A 16,619-nucleotide genomic window follows, 5' to 3' on the forward strand; every position below is an offset into this window, starting at 1 on the left:
TCTGCGTGGGGTCGAAGGTCAGTGGTTTCGCGCACTTGGAGGCGGGCGCGGAGCACGTTGTCCTAGGCTATTCCGACCCTGAAGGCCAGCGGTTCCGCTCCATGGACGCGCTGGCCGGGGCGCGGCGGGGTGTCCAGAATGCCCGCATGACAGCCTGGACCGACGGAGCCCGGCCGGCGGTCGAGGTGACCGTGGCCGTGCGGATCCGCGTCGACCCCGGCCGTGCGGCCGACCTCACCGCGCGGCTGCTCGAGTCCTTTGAGGACACTCTTGGCGTGCGGTTCGGCGAGCGCCCGGACGCGCAGGTCGTGGACCTGGCGACGCGCCGTCCTGCCGTGCGGATCGAGGCCGGGTCGCGGCGGGTGCTGGTCCGGGGGAGCGCGCTGGAGCTGACGCGGCTGGAGTTCGAGCTGCTGCTGTTCCTGGGCCGGCACCCGGACGTCGTGTTCGACCGGCGCACGTTGCTGACCGAGGTCTGGGGCTCGGTCCACTGCGGGGTGCGGACGGTGGACGTCCACGTCCGCAAGCTGCGCGGCAAGTTCGCACCGGAGCCGGCGCCGATCACGACGGTGCGCGGTGTCGGCTACCGGTTCGACAGCTCCGCCGAGGTGGTCGTGGTCTAAAGCGCGATCCGCGCCCACACGGTCTTGCCCTGCTCGCGGACCCGCTGGCCCCACCGCGCGCTGACCGACTTGACCATCTGCAGGCCCAGCCCGCCGTCGGGCACCGCGGGCCGGGTGCTCTCGTCGGAGACCTCGAGCACGGCGTACCCCTCGAGGACGGTGAGCCCGACCCGGCGGCGGCCGGTGCCGTGGAGCAGCGCGTTGGAGGCGAGCTCGTCCAGCACGATCAGGACGTCGCCGACGCGTTCCGGATCGATTTCGGGCTGCTGGCCCTCCAGCACGGCCCGCGTCCACTGGTGCACCTGGGCCAGGTCGTCCCGGTCGACCAGTCCCATGTCGCAGCGCACGGCCGCCTGGGCGGTGAGCGGGCTTTCGTGCCTGTCGTCGGAAGTCACCCGGGGTCCCCCTCGTGTTTCGGCAACGACGGGAGGTACCCAGCTCACGCAGCGTTCAAGCATGTGTCCGCCTGGTGGACACCGGATCGGAAAATTCCCCGGAAAGAGGCTGGAAACGGCCGCAAGGGCACGGTACTTTCCGTCCACATGATGAGACGGTGGATCGATCACCGGTGAACGACCCTACGATCCGTGATCGTCACTCGATCGGCTGAATGTGAAGGTGCTGTGGCCAACCCTCCGCCGACACCCACCACCGGTGTCACGCCCGTCGCGGCGCGCTCGCTGCCGTCCGCCGTGTGGCGCGCCGTCCGCTCCGGGTGGTGGACGTCGACCTGCGCGGTCCTGATCGTGCTCATCGTGCTGCTCGCCGCCGCGGCCGGCCTGTTCGTGCTGGTCGAAGGGCAGAGCCTGAACCCGGACATCGCCACGCTGGGCCCGACCGGGCTGCCCGCCGGCGCGCTCGGCGGCGTCAGCGGCGCGCACTGGTTCGGCGTCGAGCCGCTGACCGGCGTCGACCTCTTCGCGCTCGCCGCGCACGGCGCCCGGACGTCGCTGCTAGTCGGCCTCGGGGCCACCGTGCTGGCCACCGCGCTCGGCGTGGTGATCGGCGTCAGCGCCGGCTACCTCGGCGGCTGGTGGGACCGGCTGGTCACCTGGACCGCCGACGTCATCCTCGGGTTCCCGTACCTGATCTTCATGATCGCGCTCGGCGCGGTGCTGCCGGTCGACTTCCCGCGGCAGTTCACGCTGGTCGTGGTCCTCGGCCTGTTCGGCTGGCCGCGCGTGGCGCGGATCGTCCGGTCCCAGGCCCTCACCCTGGGCAAGCGCGACTTCGTCGCCGCGGCGCGGGTGATGGGCGGCGGGCCGTGGCACGTGTTCACCAAGGAGCTGCTGCCCAACCTGTGGGCACCGATCATCGTCGTGGCCAGCCTGTCCATCCCGTCGATGATCGGCAGCGAGGCCGCGCTCTCGTTCCTCGGCGTCGGCGTGCTGCCCCCGACCCCGAGCTGGGGCCGCACGATCAGCACGGCCATCGACTTCTTCGAGACGGACCCGATGTACCTCGTCTTCCCCGGCCTGCTGCTGTTCCTCATCACGCTGGCGTTCAACGTCGTCGGCGACGCCATCCGCGACGCGCTCGACCCGCGGTCCGGGGGCGGCGCCTGATGCGCACCGCCCGCTTCGTCGCGACCCGGTTCGCCGGGATGCTGCTGGTCCTGCTCGTCGTCGCCTTCGTGACGTTCGTGGTGTTCTACGTCCTGCCCGCCGACCCGGCGCGGATGGCCTGCGGCCGCCCGTGCTCGCCGGAGAGCCTCACGATGGCGCGGGAGTTCATGGGCTACAACAGCCCCTGGTACCAGCAGTTCGTCGACTTCCTCGGCGGCATCTTCGGCGGCCGCACGTTCGGCACCGGCGTCTCCGCGATCCACTGCACCGCACCGTGTTTCGGGTACGACTTCCAGAACAACGTCGACGTCCTCAGCGAGATCGGGAGCCGGATCGGGGTCAGCTTCTCGGTGGCGCTGGGCGCGGCCGTGATCTGGATCGTCCTCGGTGTCGGGCTCGGCGTGCTCTCCGCGCTGCGCCGCGGCTCCGCCGTCGACCGGATCACCATGGCCGCCGCGATGGCCGGGGTGTCCATGCCCGCCTACCTGGCCGGGATGATCGGCATCACGATCTTCGCGTTCGCCCTCGACGTCGTGCCGAAGAACGGGTACGTGCCGCTGACCGAGGACCCCGCGCAGTGGGCGTGGCACCTCGTGCTGCCGTGGCTGGTGCTCGCCTTCCTGCACGCCGCGATCTACGCCCGGCTGACCCGCGGGCAGATGCTGGAGACTCTCGGCGAGGACTACATCCGCACCGCGCGGGCGAAGGGCCTCACCGAGCGCAAGGTGGTGGGACGGCACGCGCTGCGCAACGTCCTGCTGCCGGTGGTGACGGTGTTCGGCGTCGACCTCGGCTCGCTGCTGGCCGGCACGGTGATCACCGAGCGGATCTTCGGCATGGCCGGGGTCGGGCGGCTGCTGGTCGACGCGATCTCCTCGCTCAACCTCCCGGTGCTGCTGGGCGTGACGCTGTTTTCCGCGCTGCTGGTCACCTTCCTGAACTTCCTGGTCGATCTCTGCTACGGCGCGCTCGATCCGCGAGCCCGCCTCGTCTGAAGGGGAAACGATGAAACGGGGACACTGGCTCGTCGCGGGGGCTACAGCGGCCGTCATGCTGCTGACGGCGTGCGGCGCGAACGACACGCCCGCCGCGCAAGGCGGTTCGGTCAAGCCGGGCGGGGACCTGGTCCTGCTCAACGACGCGCCGTCGATCACCTGGGACCCGGCGAAGAGCTCCAACCTCGTCGTGACCACCCTCGGGCTGGTCCACCGGCGGCTGACGTCGTGGGACGTCGCGCCGGGCAAGGACACCACGGTCGTGCCCGACCTGGCCACCGACACCGGGCGCCCCAGCGACGGCGGCAAGACGTGGACGTTCACCCTCAAGGACGGCCTGAAGTACAGCGACGGCACGCCGATCAAGTCCGAGGACGTCAAGTGGGGCCTGGAGCGCTCGTTCGCGCCCGCGTTCTCCGGCGGCCTGTCCTACCACAAGGACCTGCTTTCGCCGGGCCTGGCGTACAAGGGCCCGTTCGACGGCGGCAAGGAGCTCGACTCCATCCAGACGCCGGACGCCAAGACGATCGTCTTCCACCTCGCCCGCCCGTACGGCGACTGGAACTGGGTCGCCAGCACCCCGGCGTTCTCGCCGGTGCCGAAGGGCAAGGGTGCCGAGGCGAACTACGGTGACCACTCGATCGCGTCCGGCCCGTACCAGATCCAGAGCTACGAGCGCGGCAAGTCCGCGAAGCTGGTCCGCAACCCGAACTGGGACCGCGCCACCGACCCGACGCGCAAGGCGAACGCCGACACCGTCGACTTCGAGCTCGGCCAGGACACCAGCGTCATCTCCAAGCGCCTGATCGACGACACGGGCAAGGACCGCAACGCCTTCGGCATGTCCTTCGCCTCGCCCGCGCAGCTGGCGCAGATCCAGGGCAGCGCGTCGGCCAAGTCGCGGCTCGTGACGTCGGAATCCGGGGCGCTGTCGTACCTTTCGCTCAACACCCAGCGCGGCAAGCTGGTGGACCCGAAGGTGCGCCAGGCGTTCCAGTACGCCGTCGACAAGGCCGCCTACCAGGTCGCCAGCGCGGGCAACGCCCAGCTGGCCGGGGACGTCGCCACGACGCTGATCACGCCCGGCCTGCAGGGCCGCGAGCAGTACGACCTCTACCCGGCGCCGCCGTCCGGCGACCCGGCGAAGGCCAAGCAGCTGCTCGCCGAGGCGGGCCTGCCCAACGGGCTCGACGGCCTGGTCCTGGCCACCCACAACGAGAACGGCTACCCGGAGAAGGCCGCGGCGATCCAGGCCTCGCTGGCGCGGGCCGGCATCAAGGTGACGATCAAGCCGCTCGACGAGGACACCTACACGTCCGAAGTGGACACCAAGGGCCTGTCGGACTACGACCTGACGCTCACCTCGTGGCAGCCGGACATCCCGTCGGCCAACGCGAACATCCAGCCGCTGTTCCAGTCGACCGAGATCGGCAACGGCGGGTACAACGAGTCGCGCTACAGCAACCCGGACGTCGACCGGCTGATCGCCGAGGCGCAGGCCACCATCGACCCGGCCGCGGCCGGCAAGAAGTGGGCGGCACTGGACAAGAAGATCCTCGCCGACTCGCCGGTGGTCCCGCTGCTGTACAACCGCAACTCGTTCCTGCACGGCTCGAACGTCGGCGACGTCGAGATCGGCAAGTTCCCGGCCTACGTCGACTACCGCAAGTTCGGGATCGTCCAGTGACCGGAGCCGGACTCCTCGAGCTGCACGACGTGGCGGTCTCCTTCGGGGACGTCGAAGCCGTCCGCGGGGTCGGTTACGAGGTCCGCCCGGGCGAGGTCGTCGCGGTGGTCGGGGAGTCCGGCTCGGGCAAGACGGTCACCGCGATGTCCCTGCTCGGCCTGCTCCCGGCCACGGCGAAGGTGTCCGGGCGCGCGGAGCTGGCCGGGCGGGACCTGTTCACCCTGACCCCGGCCGAGCTGCGGGCCGTGCGCGGCAACGACGTCGGCATGGTCTTCCAGGAGCCGATGAGCGCGCTCAACCCGGTGTTCACCATTGGCGACCAGCTCGTCGAGGCGATCCGGACGCACCAGGAGCTGACGCCCGCGGCGGCCCGGGACCGCGCGATCGAGCTGTTCGGCCTGGTCGGGCTGCCCGCACCCCGCGAGCGGTTCCGCTCCTACCCGCACGAGCTGTCCGGCGGGCAGCTGCAGCGCGTCGTGATCGCCATGGCGGTGGCCAACGACCCGAAGCTGCTGATCGCCGACGAGCCGACCACGGCCCTGGACGTCACCGTGCAGGCCGAGATCCTCGAGCTGCTGCGGGACCTGCGGTCCCGGCTCGGCACGGCGATCCTGCTGATCACGCACGACATGGGCGTGGTCGCCGACCTCGCCGACCGGGTCGTGGTGATGCACGACGGCGTCGTCGTCGAACAGGGCGACGTCCGCACGGTCTTCACCGCGCCCGCCGAGGACTACACGCGGCAGCTGCTGGGCTCGGTCGTCTCGCTCAGCACCGCGGCGACGACCGGGCTCCAGCGGGCGCTGGCCGCCGACATCGAGGTCTCACCGGGGCACGTCGCGGCCGGCGAACACCCGGCTGTGGCGTCGGTGCCGGACGTCCCGGCCGAGAAACCGCTGCTGCGCGTGGAAGACCTCGCCGTCACCTACCGCGGGCGGTTCCGGGCGGTGGCGGTCCGCGCCGCCGAGGGCGTGAGCCTGCACGTCGAGCCGGGGGAGGTCCTCGGCCTGGTCGGGGAGTCCGGTTCGGGGAAGAGCACGGTCGCGCGGGCGGTCACCGGCCTGCTCGCGCCGACGGCCGGGTCGGTCCACATCGGCGACGTGGACATCACCCGCGCGCGCGGGCGCGCCGCGAAGGCGTTGCGACGGCGCATCGGTGTCGTGTTCCAGGACCCGCTGTCCTCGCTCAACCCGCGCACGACGGTGGGGGAGAGCGTCGCGACGCCGCTGCGGCTGCACAAGGCCGTCCCTGCGTCCGAAGTGGACGGACGCGTGGCCGAGCTGCTCTCGGCGGTCCAGCTCTCGCCGTCGCTGCGGACGCGCTACCCGCACGAGCTGTCCGGCGGCCAGCGGCAGCGCGCCTGCATCGCGCGGGCCCTGGCGCTGCGCCCGGACCTGCTGGTCGCCGACGAGCCGACGAGCGCCCTCGACGTCACCATCCAGGCCCGGATCCTCGACCTGCTGCGCGACCTGCGGCACGAGTTCGGGTTCGCGTGCCTGTTCATCAGCCACGACCTCGCGGTGATCGAGCAGCTCGCCGACCGGGTCGCGGTGATGCACCGCGGCCACGTCGTCGAGCAAGGTCCGACGAAGGAGGTGCTCACCGCGCCCGCCCACGCCTACACCCGGCGGCTGCTGTCCGCGGCCCCGGTGGCCGACCCGGACGCGCAGCGTCTCCGGCGGGAAGCCTGGCGCCTGCTGCGTTAGGAGCGACGCCAGACAGCACCGCGCTGCTCGTACTCCAGCACCGACTCGACCCCGACGGCCACCGCGGCGCCCAGGTACCGCGTGACCAGCCACAGCGCGAGATCCAGCCCGGAGGTGACCCCGCCCGCGGTGACCAGGTCGCCGTCGTCGACGACGCGGGCGTCGACCACCTGGCCGCCCTGGGCGGCGAGATCCGCCTTCGCGAGGTGGTGGGTGGTGCACGGGCGCCCGCGGGTCAGGCCGGCCGCGGCGAGCGCCATGACGCCGGTGCAGACGCCGGCGACCAGGACACCCGACTGCCGCGCGCGAACCAGGCCGCGCAGCACGCCGGGCTGCTTGATCAGGGCGTTCACGCCGGGGCCGTCCTTCGCGGCGTAACCACCGCCGGGGACGACGAGGACGTCACCGGCGGCGGGGTCCCAGGCGCCGGGCACGGCGATCTTCGTCCCGAACGTGCCCGCGACCTCGCCGGGACCGCCGGGCTTGACCAGGCTGAGCCGGACCTGGCCGCCCGCGTGGCCGGCGTGGCCGAACACGGCGACGGGACCGACGACGTCCTGCTCCTCGACGCCGTCGTACAGCAGGATCTGGACCGCCAGCGGCCCGGAGCGGGCCGGAGCGGCGGACGCCGTCCCGGCCGAGGCGAGGCCGCCGAGGGCCGCGGCGCCGGTCGAAGCCGCGGACACCCGGAGGAAGTCCCTGCGTTCCATGCGTTTCTCCCCGTGGTCGAAGTTTCTCCTTCCACAGGTCGTGCGCGGCGGGGCCGTGGTTCCCGCCGCTGTCAAACGAGGTCGAGGTGCTCCCGCAGCGTCGTCCCCTCGTACTCCGTGCGGTAGACGCCGCGGTCCTGCAGTTCCGGGACCAGGCGGTCGACGATGTCGTCGAGGGCGGCCGGGACCAGGTGCGGGCTGATGTTGAAGCCGTCGACCGCGCGGGTGCGGACGTAGCGCGCCCACTCGTCGGCGACCTGGCCCGGGGTGCCGACGAACCCGTGCTGGCGCGGCTGCACCTCCAGGACGAGCTGGTGGATGGACAGCTTCTTCGCCTCGGCCAGCTCACGCCACTGCCGGATCCGGTCGAGCTTGCCGGTGCGGTCCGCGATGGAGATCGTCCCGCGGGACGGGTCCAGCTCGCCTTCGCTCGGTTCGACGTCGGGGAGCGGGCCGTGCGGGTCGTAGGCCGACAGGTCCTGACCCCAGTACTGCTCCAGGAACGCAACCGCGCGCTGCGGCGAGATCTGCCGGCGCCGGATGTCCTCGGCGCGTTCGGCCGCGTCCGCCGGGGTGTCGCCCAGGACGACCGTCGCGCCGGGCAGGATCCGGACGGCGTCGGCCGGGCGGCCGTGGCGGGCCAGCCGCGCGCGCAGGTCCTCGGCGTAGGCGACGGCCTTGTCGTAGGCGGTGTTGGCCGAGAAGACGACGTCCGCGTACCGCGCGGCCAGCTCCCGCCCCCCGGCGGAGTCCCCGGCCTGGAACAGCACCGGCCGGCCCTGCGGGCTCGCGGGCACGGTCGGCGTCGCCCGGAGTTCGACGAGGTCCGTGTGCCGGGCGACCGGGCCGGTCTCCGACCAGAGCGCCAGCGCCGCTTCGACGAACTGCTCCGCCCGCTCGTAGCGGCGTTCGTGGTCGAGCCAGCCGCCGCGGCGGAAGTTGGCGCCGGTCCAGGCGTTGTCGGTGGTGACGATGTTCCAGCCCGCCCGGCCGCCGGACAGGTAGTCCAAAGTGGACAACCGGCGGGCGAGGTCGGCCGGGAAGTTGTACGTCGTGTTCTGCGTCGCCACCAGGCCGATCCGGCTCGTCGCGGCGGCGAGCGCGCTGAGCTGGGTGATCGCGTCCGGGCGGCCGGCGACGTCCAGCGCGTGCACCCGGCCGCGGTTCTCCCGCACCCGCAGGCCCTCACCGAGGAAGAACGCGTCGAACAGCCCTCGTTCCAGCGTCCGCGCGACGGACACGTACGTCTCGATCGCGGTGTGGTCCGCGTTCGACGGGTCGTCCCACAGGTACTGCGGGCCGACGCCGGTGTAGAACACCCCGAGGTGCAGCCGGGCGCTCATGCGGCTCCCTCCGCGAAGAGGCTCGCCGGGCGCGGCAGGCCGAGTGACGTGCGCAGGGTCGCCCCCGGCTCCGGCGGGACGAGCAGGTTTTCCTTGCGCAGGGCGGGTAGCACCTCCTCGATCAGCCGGGGAAGGTCCGCCGTGTGCAGCCGGACGCCGTCGACGCTCGTGGCCAGCCAGCCGAGCAGCTCGACCAGCCCGGGCGCGGATCCGGTGTAGCGCAGCCGATCCCGGTGCGGCCGGCGCACGCCGGTTTCGAGCAGCACCTCGACCTCGGCGAAGACGAGCGGCGCGCCGGACTCGCGGGCCCGCTGGGCGCGGCGCCGGACGTCCTCGAGCCCCGTGCCGCCGACCAACACGACGTCGGGGCGCGCCGCCTCCGCGAGGGCGTCGGGCGCGAGCACGACCGGCCGCCCCTGCGGCGGCCGCGGCGTGATCAGCGGGCCCTTGACCGAGAACGTGGCGCCGGTGAAGTCGACGTGGTGCACCCGGTCCGGGTCGAGGTAGCGCCCGGTCGCGACGTCCTTGACGACGGCGTCGTCGTCCCAGGAGTCCCACAGCCGCCGCACGACTTCGACGACGTCGGCGACTTCGCGGTGCAGCTCGGCCGGGTCGAGCTTGCTCCCGCCGATCGTGGCGAGGGCTTCGGCGGAGCCGTCGGCGGCGACGATCCAGGCCGCGCGGCCGCGGGAAGCGTGGTCGAGACTGGCGAGCTGGGCGGCGAGGTGGAACGGCTCGGCCGTCGTGACGTTCGACGTCGCCGCGAGCCCGACCCGGTCGGTCAGGGTCGAGACGTAGGCGGCGCGGCCGGTGGCGTCGAGCCGGAAACCGCCGCCGGGTGGCAGGGGCGAGTCGTCGAAGGTGACGAACGAGAAGCCGCCGGCTTCGGCGGTGGTGACGGCATCGGCCAGCGCGCGCGGGGCCACCCGCACGTCGTCGCCGTCGAGCTCCATCGCGAGGTGCAGTCTGGTCATGAGCCCCCCTTTCGTTCCCTTTCACAGGTATCGGCTCCCGAACGTGGTCGCACGCGCGTTCAGGATGTGGACGGCCTGTCCGGCGCCCGGCGCCGCGCCGACAATGACCCGCATCCGGCTTTCCGGCGGGAAGGGGCGGCCGTGCGCATCCTCCGGGCCATCGCGAGGGTCTTCACCGGGTTCGGCTGGGTGGGCTGGGTGCTGACACCCCCGGCCGGCCCGTACGACCTGGGCACCGTCGTCCCCCTCCCACGCCCGGCGGCGGGCGCCGACGTGCCGAGCGTCCCGTTGAGCGCACGGGAACGGGAAACCTTCTGGCGCATCGTGGGCGGCTGAGCGCCCTGGACCGGAGGTCCCGCTTTATTGCGAACGGTGTACGCAGTGGGCTACCTTCGAAACTGCGAACGTCGTACGCAGATCACTGGGGGATCCATGGGCGAGTACCGCACGGGCACGGCCGGCTCCGCCGACGGCACGGTCATCGGCTACCGGACCCTCGGCAGCGGGCCGGCGGTGCTGCTGGTGCACGGCGGGATGAAGGCGGCCCAGCACCTGATGGAGCTCGCGCGGGTGCTGTCCGACGGCTTCACCGTGCACGTCCCGGACCGGCGCGGACGCGGTCCCAGCGGCGCCCACGGCGCGGACTTCGGCGTCCGGCGCGAGGTCGAGGACCTGCAGGCCCTGGCCGCGGCGACCGGGGCGACGCGGATCTTCGGCCTGAGCTCCGGCGCGCTCGTCACGCTGCGGACCGCGCTTGAAACCCCGTCGCTCGACCGGATCGCGCTGTACGAGCCGCCCCTGTCGGTCGGCGGCTCGGCGCCGGTCGGCTGGGTTCCGCGCTACGAAAGGGAAATCGCCGCGGGCAAGCTCTCGGCCGCGCTGGTCACGTCGTTGAAGGGGCTCGGCACGGAACCGGTGTTCGGGCGGGTGCCGCGGTTCCTGCTCGTGCCCTTCCTGACCGTCGGCGCGCGTCTCCAACGCGGCCGTGCCGACGGTGACGTGTCCATCCCGGACCTGGTCCCGACGCTCGGCTACGACATGCGCGTCATCCGGGAGATGGCCGACACGGCACCGGACTACGCGGGGCTCAAGACCGACGTCCTGCTCCTCGAAGGCGCGAAGAGCCCGGTGTACCTCCACCAGGCCGTGGACGCGCTTTCCGCCGTGCTGCCCCGATCCCGCCGCGTCACCTTCCCGGGGCTGGGCCACGAAGGTCCGGAGGACGAAGGAGACCCGCGGTCGGTCGGCGCGGCGCTGCGCGACTTCTTCGCGGATCCGGCCTGACTCAGGGGACCGAGACCTCCGCTGTCTCGACGGGGAGGTCGTCGGGCCGGGCGCGGCGGGGGAACAGCGGGGAGATGAGCAGGAACAGCCCGATGACCACGGCCTGGACCACGAGCGCGTCGCGGAAGCTCTCGGTCACCCGGCCGGCGACGGCGCCGGCGAAGAACACCGTGCTGAACACCGCGACGCCGACCGAGCCGCCGATCGACTGGACCGCCGACAGCACGCCGGAGGCGGACCCGACCTCGTCGTCGGCGACCGCGCCGAGGACCGTGTTGAACACCGCGGCGATCACGATGCCCGCGCCGATCCCGGCGACGACGCTGCCGGGCACGATCCGCCAGATCGTGAAGGCACCGTCGCCGGCCAGGGCGAACCACAGCCAGGCGACCCCGGCCAGCTGGACGACGGCCCCGGCCTGCAGGACGCGCCGGCCGAGCTTGGCCGCGAGCAGCCCGCCGCTGACGCCGCCGCCGACGGCGGTGCCCAGCGCGACCGGGAGGTTGCCCAGCCCGGCCTGCCCGGCGGTGAAGCCTTCGCCGAGCTGCAGGAAGAACGTCAGCACCAGCTGGGTGCCGATCAGCCCGCCGAAGAACAGCGCGACCGCGGCCAGCCCGACGGTGAACGCGGGCTTGCCGAACAGGGCCGGGGTGACCAGCGGAGTGCGGTCCCGGCGCACGATCCGGCGCTGCCACAGCGCGAACACGACGTAGCCGATCGCCGCGGCGGCCAGGGAAAGCCACGTCCACAGTGGCCATCCCGACGACTGGCCCTCGTTGAGCGGCAGGACCAGCAGAGCGGAGGCCCCGGCGACGAGCACGGCCCCGGCGACGTCCACGCGCAGCGTCGGGGTCCGGGCGCCGTGGGGCACCAGTCGCCGGGCCAGCACGAGCGCGACGAGCCCGATCGGCACGTTGACCAGGAACACCAGCCGCCAGCCGAGACCGGCCAGGTCCCAGTCGACGAGCGCGCCGCCCAGCACCGGGCCCAGCACACCGCCGAGCCCGAGCACCGGGCCGAAGACGGCGAGGGCCCTGGTCAGGTCGCGAGGGGTGAGGTTGTCGCGCAGGATTCCCAGCCCCTGCGGCAGCATCATCGCCCCGGCGACCCCCTGGACCAGCCGGAAGGTGATCAGCAGCCCGATGCCCGGCGCGAGCGCGCACGCCAGCGACGCGAGGGTGAAGGCCACGAGGCCCACGAGGAACATCGGCCGCCGGCCGTAGCGGTCGCCGAGCCGCCCGCCGAGCACGAGGCCCGCGCCGAGCGTCAGGGCGTACCCGCCGATCACCCACTGCAGGCCGACCGGGCTCGCCCCGAGGGAGCGTTCCAGCGACGGGCCCGCCACGTTGACGATCGTCGAGTCGAGCAGGTCCATCAGCTCGACGACGAGGACGGTGGCCAGCAGCCACCACATCGTCCTCTTCATCGGCTTCTTTTCGGTCATGACGTGCTCGCGAGGGCGTCGGCGGTCCCGGTGTAGATCCGCACGACACCGGCCAGGAAGGTCTCGACGACGTCCCGCTCACCGGGGCCCAGCGCCTCGACGAGGCCCTCGACGCCGCTGAGCAGCGGGTGGAGGTGGCCGAAGATCCGCGTCGTCGACTCCGGCACCGGCTCGACGAGCACCTTGCGCCGGTCGGTGGCGTGCGGGCGCCGGGTGACGTGCCCGGCCTGCTCGAGCCGGTCGACGATGTGCGTGCTCGCCGCGGTCGAGACCCGCAGCCGGTCCGCGAGGTCCTTCGCGGTCAAGGGTCCTTCGCTGGCCAGGTGTTCCATCGCCGCGAGGTCCGTCGGGTTGACGCCCAGGGCGCCGCTGAGGCGTTTCTCGATGACGCGCGTCAGCGTGCCCACCTCTTGGAGGCGCTCCATCACCGCGTTGCCGACGCCCGGGGCGTCGACGTGCCAGGAAGTCATGGCAAGAAGACTACTAAAGAAGTTACTAACTACATTAGCGAAATACTGTGGTCCTCGACACCCTGGCCCGCCGAGGCGTGGGGTGCGCGATCACGGGGTATCCGCCGATTTCCTGTACCTACCTGGAGGTCCGATGCGCCTGCCCGCCACCCGGGGGCCCGTCAGCGACGAGGTCGTCCGTCTCCTGCGCGGCGCGAACCCGGCCGAGAGCCTGGACTTCGGGCCCGCACAGCCGGCCGTGCACGACGAGGACCTGCAGCTGTCCCTGTGGATCTGCTACGAGCTCGGCTACCGCGGGTTCGACGACGTCGACCCGGACCAGGACGGCGGGCTCGCGCTCCACGCCCTCCGGAAGGACCTCGAAAAACGGTGGCTGACCGGGCTGACCGCCCTCGTCGCGCCGATCGAGGCCGACCCCGCCGACGTGCCGCGGGCGCTGGCCCGGCTGGCCGCCGCCGACGGCGGCCCGTCACTGGCGAAGTTCCTGCAGCGCAAGGCCTCCGCCGCGCAGTTCGGCGAGTTCGTCGCGCACCGCTCGGTGTACCACCTCAAGGAGGCCGACCCGCACAGCTGGGCCATCCCGCGCCTGAGCGGGCGGGCGAAGGCCGCGCTGGTCGAGATCCAGGCCGACGAATACGGCGGCGGGCGCGTCGAAGAGATGCATTCGGAGCTGTTCCGCACGACCATGCGGTCACTGGGGCTGGACGACGGCTACGGCCACTTCGTCGACGACGTGCCGGCCGTCACGCTGGCGGTGAGCAACCTGATGTCCCTGTTCGGGATGAACCGGCGCTGGCTCGGTGCCGCGCTCGGGCACCTCGCGGCGTTCGAAATGACCTCGTCGCTGCCGAACCGCCGTTACGGCAACGGGTTGCGGCGCCTCGGCGGCGACGCCGCGGCGACCCGCTTCTTCGACGTGCACGTCGAAGCCGACGCCGTGCACGAGCAGATCGCGGCCCACGACCTCTGCGGCAGCTACGCCGCCGAGCACCCCGAGGCCGCCGGGGACATCCTGTTCGGCGCCGCCTGCGGGCTGGCGGTGGACGCGGAGTTCGCGGCGCACCTCCTCGGCAGCTGGGAAGCCGGCCGGCCGAGCCTGCGCACCCGCGCGCTCTCCGGTGCGGCGTGACACCGTCACCTGTCGCGGCCGCGCACCTTGTGCGTGCCGTCGCAGAAGGGCTTCACGGCCGACCGGCCGCACCGGCACAGGGCGACGACGGTGCCGCGGGGCCGCAGGACCTCACCGTCCTGGGACCGGATTTCGACGTCGCCGCGGACCAGCAGCGGGCCGTCTTCGTAGGGCGTGATGGTCGCCGGGGCAGGCTCGTGTTCCATCGGCGGCGGGTACCCCGGCGTACCGGCGGCCAACCGGCGCGCGCCCGATGACCGGCGGCGGCCGCGGTGCTCGCCCGGCTGGGCACCGGCGCCGCCGGGATCAAGCCGGAGCTGTACGAGTCCCAGGTCGAGACGGTCACGCCGGTGCAGACGAGCCTGGCCGACGTGGCCGTGCTGTCCACCGGTGACGACCGGTACCGGCTCGTCGCCCGGACCCACCGGGGTTCGTTCACCGGCTACCAGCGGTGCCTGGGCGGGCTCGTCGACTGCGGGGTCCTAACCGACGATCAGCTCGCCGCCGGGTGCCCGCTCGCATCCTGCTCGCGGCCCTGCTGCGCCGGCGCCACCCGGCAGCGCGTGACCGCCGCCGGCGAGCACGATGAAACGAGGGGCCGGATCGGCCTGTCCGTCCTCAAAGGACTTTCCGGCCCCGCTCGCGGGGTACGATCCACCCGCACAGCGCCGGAGCGCCCAGTCCCCGCCTCGCGACGATCAAAACCATCGACGCCGGCCGCGGAGAGAGCAGGCGGCCGGCAGGGCAGGAGCTCCGATCGTGAAACTCGACGTCTTCGATTTCCCGCGCCCCCGCCGTCCGCTCCCGGAAGCCGCACCGGCGTCGTTCCCGGTCGCCGGGCAGCGGGTCGTCCACGCGGTCTTCGGCGCTTCCGGCGGCCGTGAGTCCCCGCCGCCGCGCTACCACGACCTGGCGATCACCGTCGAACGGTCCGGGTGGGCGCAGGTCGTCGCCGTGGTCGGCGACGTCGACCTCGGCACCGCGCCTATGCTCCGGCACGCCCTCGACGAGGCACTCGGCCGGGCGCCGCGGCGGATCGTCGTGGACCTGTCCCTCGTCCGGTTCCTGAACGCCGCCGGGCTGGAGGTGCTGCTCGACGCGCACCGCCGCGCCGGCCCGGGCACCGACCTGCGGCTGGTGGCCACGACCCGCGCGACCTGGCGGCCGCTGCAGCTGACCCGGACGCACGAACGGCTGGTCGTCCACGCTTCGCGGGCGGCGGCGATCGCGGCGCCGCGCCGGGCGGACGAGGACGCCCGCTGAGCAGGCTGCGCACGCCGATGCCGAACGGCGCGCGCCCGATGACCAACGGCCCTCGTGCGCCGGTGCGCACCGGGGTGATGCTGGGGAGAGTCTTCTACGGGGGTGGCCATGCGGTTCCGTGATCGCCGGGAAGCCGGCGAGCGCCTCGCGCTCCTGCTGCGCCCGCTGCGCGGGCACGAGGCCGTGGTCCTCGGCCTGTCCGCAGGTGGCCTGGTGGTCGGCGGCGAGATCGCCGACGTCCTCGGCGCGCCACTGGACATCCTGCTGACCCGCCGGATCGAGTTCGCCGGACCGCCGGAGACGAGCCTGGGTGCCGTCGGGGAAGGCGGCCTGCTCGTCTCGGATCACGCGGCCATCAAACGGTTCGACGTCACGCCGTCCGAGCTGACCCGGCTCGCCGGCCACGCGCGGGCCGAGCTGGCCCGGCAGGTCGCCGTCTACCGGCACACCGTGGCGGCGGCCCCGATCGCCGGCCGGACGGTCGTGCTCGCCGACGACGGCGCCGCCACCGGCACGACCGCGCACACCGCGATCCGCGTCCTGCGCGCCCGCCAGGCCGGCCGGATCGTGCTCGCGGTGCCGGTCGCCCCGAGAGGCGTGCTCGACCGGCTCTCCCGTGAGGTCGACCAGGTCGTCTGCCTGCGGCCGCTGTCCTGGATGCACGCGGTCGGCAACAGCTACCGGAAGTTCTCCGCGGTGGCCGAAACGGACGCGCTCGAGCTGCTGCACCGCGAACCCCGCCTGCCGACCGAGGTCCCGCGCTGACGACGGGGATCAGCCGGGCAGGCGCACGGCGATCTCGTCGCCCAGCGCGGCGCCGCCGGTGAGCTCGAGGTGGTCGCCGCTCCAGAACCGGCCGGGGTCGTACCAGTTGGGCCGCCGGCCCTTCGGCAGCAGGCCCATGGCCTCGTAGGTGAGCGCGACGATCTCCGCGCAGTAGCCGGACTCGAGGTCGGCGTCCCGGGTGTCCCGCTTCCGGGACGGCAGCCGCCCGCCCAGCCAGCGGGAGGCCAGGCGCGCGGTCGACGGGAACGGCGTGCCGTCCAGCCGCGCGACGGTGCGCAGGACCGCGTCCTCCATCTCCGCGGTGACCGGGTGGTCGAGCTGGCGCAGCCAGACGCGCTGGTGGTACTTCCCGGCCCACACCTGCACCGCGCGGCTCAGGTCGTGCAGCTGGGCGCCCCGCTGGTGCGTGCCCGACCAGACGTCCGGCAGCGAACGGCCCAGCTCGGCGTGCCACATCAGCGGCGGGAGGTCCTCGATCACCACGGCCATGCCGACGTGGTTGACCGGGCTGTTCGTCACGACGCGGATGGTCCGGTCGGCCGCGGACCGGCCCCGGAACAGCCACAGGTCGCCGGTGCGCGTCACGGCCACCGCTTCGTCGAGATCGAGCTCGCTGGCCGGCACGGGCAGTAGCCTAGGC

18 protein-coding genes are annotated in these 16,619 nt (G+C 72.9%); 10 read left to right on the forward strand and 8 right to left on the reverse strand.

Translation table 11 applies throughout. The features are described 5' to 3' along the window. The first annotated feature begins 146 nt into the window (after positions 1 to 146). The gene (locus VA596_RS45360) at positions 147 to 623 is read left to right on the forward strand and encodes a winged helix-turn-helix domain-containing protein (RefSeq protein WP_323336339.1); all 477 of its coding nucleotides are present in this window, start codon (positions 147 to 149) and stop codon (positions 621 to 623) included. On the opposite strand, the gene VA596_RS45365 is transcribed toward VA596_RS45360, so the two are convergent. Continuing rightward, on the reverse strand, positions 620 to 1,018 hold the full coding sequence (locus tag VA596_RS45365; protein WP_323336341.1) for an ATP-binding protein: 399 nt from the start codon (positions 1,016 to 1,018) through the stop codon (positions 620 to 622). The two genes, VA596_RS45360 and VA596_RS45365, sit on opposite strands and share 4 nt — an antisense overlap. Positions 1,019 to 1,246: 228 nt before the next feature. Between VA596_RS45365 and VA596_RS45370 the strand changes: the two genes are divergently transcribed. The 4 genes from VA596_RS45370 to VA596_RS45385 are packed head-to-tail and all read left to right on the forward strand — an operon-like array spanning position 1,247 to position 6,576. Then, positions 1,247 to 2,188, forward strand: a complete 942-nt coding sequence (locus VA596_RS45370; protein WP_323336342.1) for an ABC transporter permease — start codon at positions 1,247 to 1,249, stop codon at positions 2,186 to 2,188. Continuing rightward, the gene (locus VA596_RS45375; RefSeq protein ID WP_323336344.1) at positions 2,188 to 3,183 is read left to right on the forward strand and encodes an ABC transporter permease; all 996 of its coding nucleotides are present in this window, start codon (positions 2,188 to 2,190) and stop codon (positions 3,181 to 3,183) included. The genes VA596_RS45370 and VA596_RS45375 overlap by 1 nt, the downstream gene beginning before the upstream one ends. A 10-nt stretch (positions 3,184 to 3,193) precedes the next feature. Continuing rightward, a complete protein-coding gene (locus VA596_RS45380; protein ID WP_323336346.1) occupies positions 3,194 to 4,870 on the forward strand; it encodes an ABC transporter substrate-binding protein in 1,677 nt (558 codons plus the stop codon). Further along, positions 4,867 to 6,576 carry an ABC transporter ATP-binding protein gene (locus tag VA596_RS45385; RefSeq protein WP_323336348.1) on the forward strand — a complete coding sequence of 570 codons (1,710 nt, stop codon included), beginning with the start codon at positions 4,867 to 4,869 and terminating at the stop codon, positions 6,574 to 6,576. The genes VA596_RS45380 and VA596_RS45385 overlap by 4 nt, the downstream gene beginning before the upstream one ends. Here the strand turns inward: VA596_RS45385 and VA596_RS45390 are convergent. From VA596_RS45390 to VA596_RS45400, 3 genes are all read right to left on the reverse strand, one after another. Then, positions 6,573 to 7,286 (reverse strand): DJ-1/PfpI family protein, encoded by a 714-nt coding sequence (locus VA596_RS45390; protein ID WP_323336350.1) that lies wholly within the window; start codon positions 7,284 to 7,286, stop codon positions 6,573 to 6,575. The two genes, VA596_RS45385 and VA596_RS45390, sit on opposite strands and share 4 nt — an antisense overlap. Before the next feature lie 71 nt (positions 7,287 to 7,357). Continuing rightward, positions 7,358 to 8,629, reverse strand: coding sequence for an LLM class flavin-dependent oxidoreductase (locus VA596_RS45395; RefSeq protein WP_323336352.1), 1,272 nt, complete (start codon positions 8,627 to 8,629; stop codon positions 7,358 to 7,360). Next, positions 8,626 to 9,603 (reverse strand): LLM class flavin-dependent oxidoreductase, encoded by a 978-nt coding sequence (locus VA596_RS45400; protein ID WP_323336354.1) that lies wholly within the window; start codon positions 9,601 to 9,603, stop codon positions 8,626 to 8,628. The genes VA596_RS45395 and VA596_RS45400 overlap by 4 nt, the downstream gene beginning before the upstream one ends. Before the next feature lie 141 nt (positions 9,604 to 9,744). On the opposite strand from VA596_RS45400, the gene VA596_RS45405 reads away from it, so the two are divergent. Together VA596_RS45405 and VA596_RS45410 are read left to right on the forward strand one after the other, a co-directional pair. After that, the gene (locus tag VA596_RS45405) at positions 9,745 to 9,939 is read left to right on the forward strand and encodes a hypothetical protein (RefSeq protein WP_323336356.1); all 195 of its coding nucleotides are present in this window, start codon (positions 9,745 to 9,747) and stop codon (positions 9,937 to 9,939) included. 96 nt (positions 9,940 to 10,035) lie between these two features. Next, positions 10,036 to 10,887, forward strand: coding sequence for an alpha/beta fold hydrolase (locus VA596_RS45410; RefSeq protein WP_323336358.1), 852 nt, complete (start codon positions 10,036 to 10,038; stop codon positions 10,885 to 10,887). Position 10,888: 1 nt separating this feature from the next. On the opposite strand, the gene VA596_RS45415 is transcribed toward VA596_RS45410, so the two are convergent. Both VA596_RS45415 and VA596_RS45420 read right to left on the reverse strand, forming a co-directional pair. Then, complete coding sequence (locus VA596_RS45415) at positions 10,889 to 12,331, reverse strand: MFS transporter (RefSeq protein WP_323336360.1); 1,443 nt, start codon at positions 12,329 to 12,331, stop codon at positions 10,889 to 10,891. Continuing rightward, complete coding sequence (locus VA596_RS45420; RefSeq protein ID WP_323336362.1) at positions 12,328 to 12,801, reverse strand: MarR family winged helix-turn-helix transcriptional regulator; 474 nt, start codon at positions 12,799 to 12,801, stop codon at positions 12,328 to 12,330. Before VA596_RS45420 ends, VA596_RS45415 begins: the two co-directional genes overlap by 4 nt. Positions 12,802 to 12,934: 133 nt before the next feature. On the opposite strand from VA596_RS45420, the gene VA596_RS45425 reads away from it, so the two are divergent. Next, positions 12,935 to 13,930 (forward strand): iron-containing redox enzyme family protein, encoded by a 996-nt coding sequence (locus VA596_RS45425; protein ID WP_323336363.1) that lies wholly within the window; start codon positions 12,935 to 12,937, stop codon positions 13,928 to 13,930. Positions 13,931 to 13,935: 5 nt separating this feature from the next. Here VA596_RS45425 and VA596_RS45430 read toward each other — a convergent pair whose 3' ends face one another. After that, positions 13,936 to 14,136: a CDGSH iron-sulfur domain-containing protein gene (locus VA596_RS45430; RefSeq protein WP_323336364.1), complete on the reverse strand. Its 201-nt coding sequence runs from the start codon at positions 14,134 to 14,136 to the stop codon at positions 13,936 to 13,938. A gap of 553 nt (positions 14,137 to 14,689) precedes the next feature. Between VA596_RS45430 and VA596_RS45435 the strand changes: the two genes are divergently transcribed. Both VA596_RS45435 and VA596_RS45440 read left to right on the forward strand, forming a co-directional pair. Beyond that, a complete protein-coding gene (locus VA596_RS45435; protein WP_323336366.1) occupies positions 14,690 to 15,193 on the forward strand; it encodes an STAS domain-containing protein in 504 nt (167 codons plus the stop codon). Between the two features lie 108 nt (positions 15,194 to 15,301). Then, on the forward strand, positions 15,302 to 15,958 hold the full coding sequence (locus VA596_RS45440; RefSeq protein ID WP_323336368.1) for a phosphoribosyltransferase: 657 nt from the start codon (positions 15,302 to 15,304) through the stop codon (positions 15,956 to 15,958). Positions 15,959 to 15,967: 9 nt separating this feature from the next. Here the strand turns inward: VA596_RS45440 and VA596_RS45445 are convergent, their stop codons facing one another. Then, the gene (locus VA596_RS45445; protein ID WP_323336371.1) at positions 15,968 to 16,603 is read right to left on the reverse strand and encodes a hypothetical protein; all 636 of its coding nucleotides are present in this window, start codon (positions 16,601 to 16,603) and stop codon (positions 15,968 to 15,970) included. Between the last annotated feature and the right edge of the window lie 16 nt (positions 16,604 to 16,619).

The sequence above is a fragment of the Amycolatopsis heterodermiae genome (assembly GCF_034929455.1).
GTDB classification, from domain to species: domain Bacteria; phylum Actinomycetota; class Actinomycetes; order Mycobacteriales; family Pseudonocardiaceae; genus Amycolatopsis; species Amycolatopsis heterodermiae.

Bases quoted from the DNA above. Each gene is read 5' to 3' on its own strand.
- VA596_RS45440 (WP_323336368.1), top strand. From the start codon at position 15,302: ATGCGGTTCCGTGATCGCCGGGAAGCCGGCGAGCGCCTCGCGCTCCTG.
- VA596_RS45360 (WP_323336339.1), top strand. From the start codon at position 147: ATGACAGCCTGGACCGACGGAGCCCGGCCGGCGGTCGAGGTGACCGTG.
- VA596_RS45430 (WP_323336364.1), bottom strand. From the start codon at position 14,136: ATGGAACACGAGCCTGCCCCGGCGACCATCACGCCCTACGAAGACGGC.
- VA596_RS45375 (WP_323336344.1), top strand. From the start codon at position 2,188: ATGCGCACCGCCCGCTTCGTCGCGACCCGGTTCGCCGGGATGCTGCTG.
- VA596_RS45395 (WP_323336352.1), bottom strand. From the start codon at position 8,629: ATGAGCGCCCGGCTGCACCTCGGGGTGTTCTACACCGGCGTCGGCCCG.
- VA596_RS45380 (WP_323336346.1), top strand. From the start codon at position 3,194: ATGAAACGGGGACACTGGCTCGTCGCGGGGGCTACAGCGGCCGTCATG.
- VA596_RS45420 (WP_323336362.1), bottom strand. From the start codon at position 12,801: ATGACTTCCTGGCACGTCGACGCCCCGGGCGTCGGCAACGCGGTGATG.
- VA596_RS45400 (WP_323336354.1), bottom strand. From the start codon at position 9,603: ATGACCAGACTGCACCTCGCGATGGAGCTCGACGGCGACGACGTGCGG.
- VA596_RS45410 (WP_323336358.1), top strand. From the start codon at position 10,036: ATGGGCGAGTACCGCACGGGCACGGCCGGCTCCGCCGACGGCACGGTC.
- VA596_RS45415 (WP_323336360.1), bottom strand. From the start codon at position 12,331: ATGACCGAAAAGAAGCCGATGAAGAGGACGATGTGGTGGCTGCTGGCC.
- VA596_RS45390 (WP_323336350.1), bottom strand. From the start codon at position 7,286: ATGGAACGCAGGGACTTCCTCCGGGTGTCCGCGGCTTCGACCGGCGCC.
- VA596_RS45425 (WP_323336363.1), top strand. From the start codon at position 12,935: ATGCGCCTGCCCGCCACCCGGGGGCCCGTCAGCGACGAGGTCGTCCGT.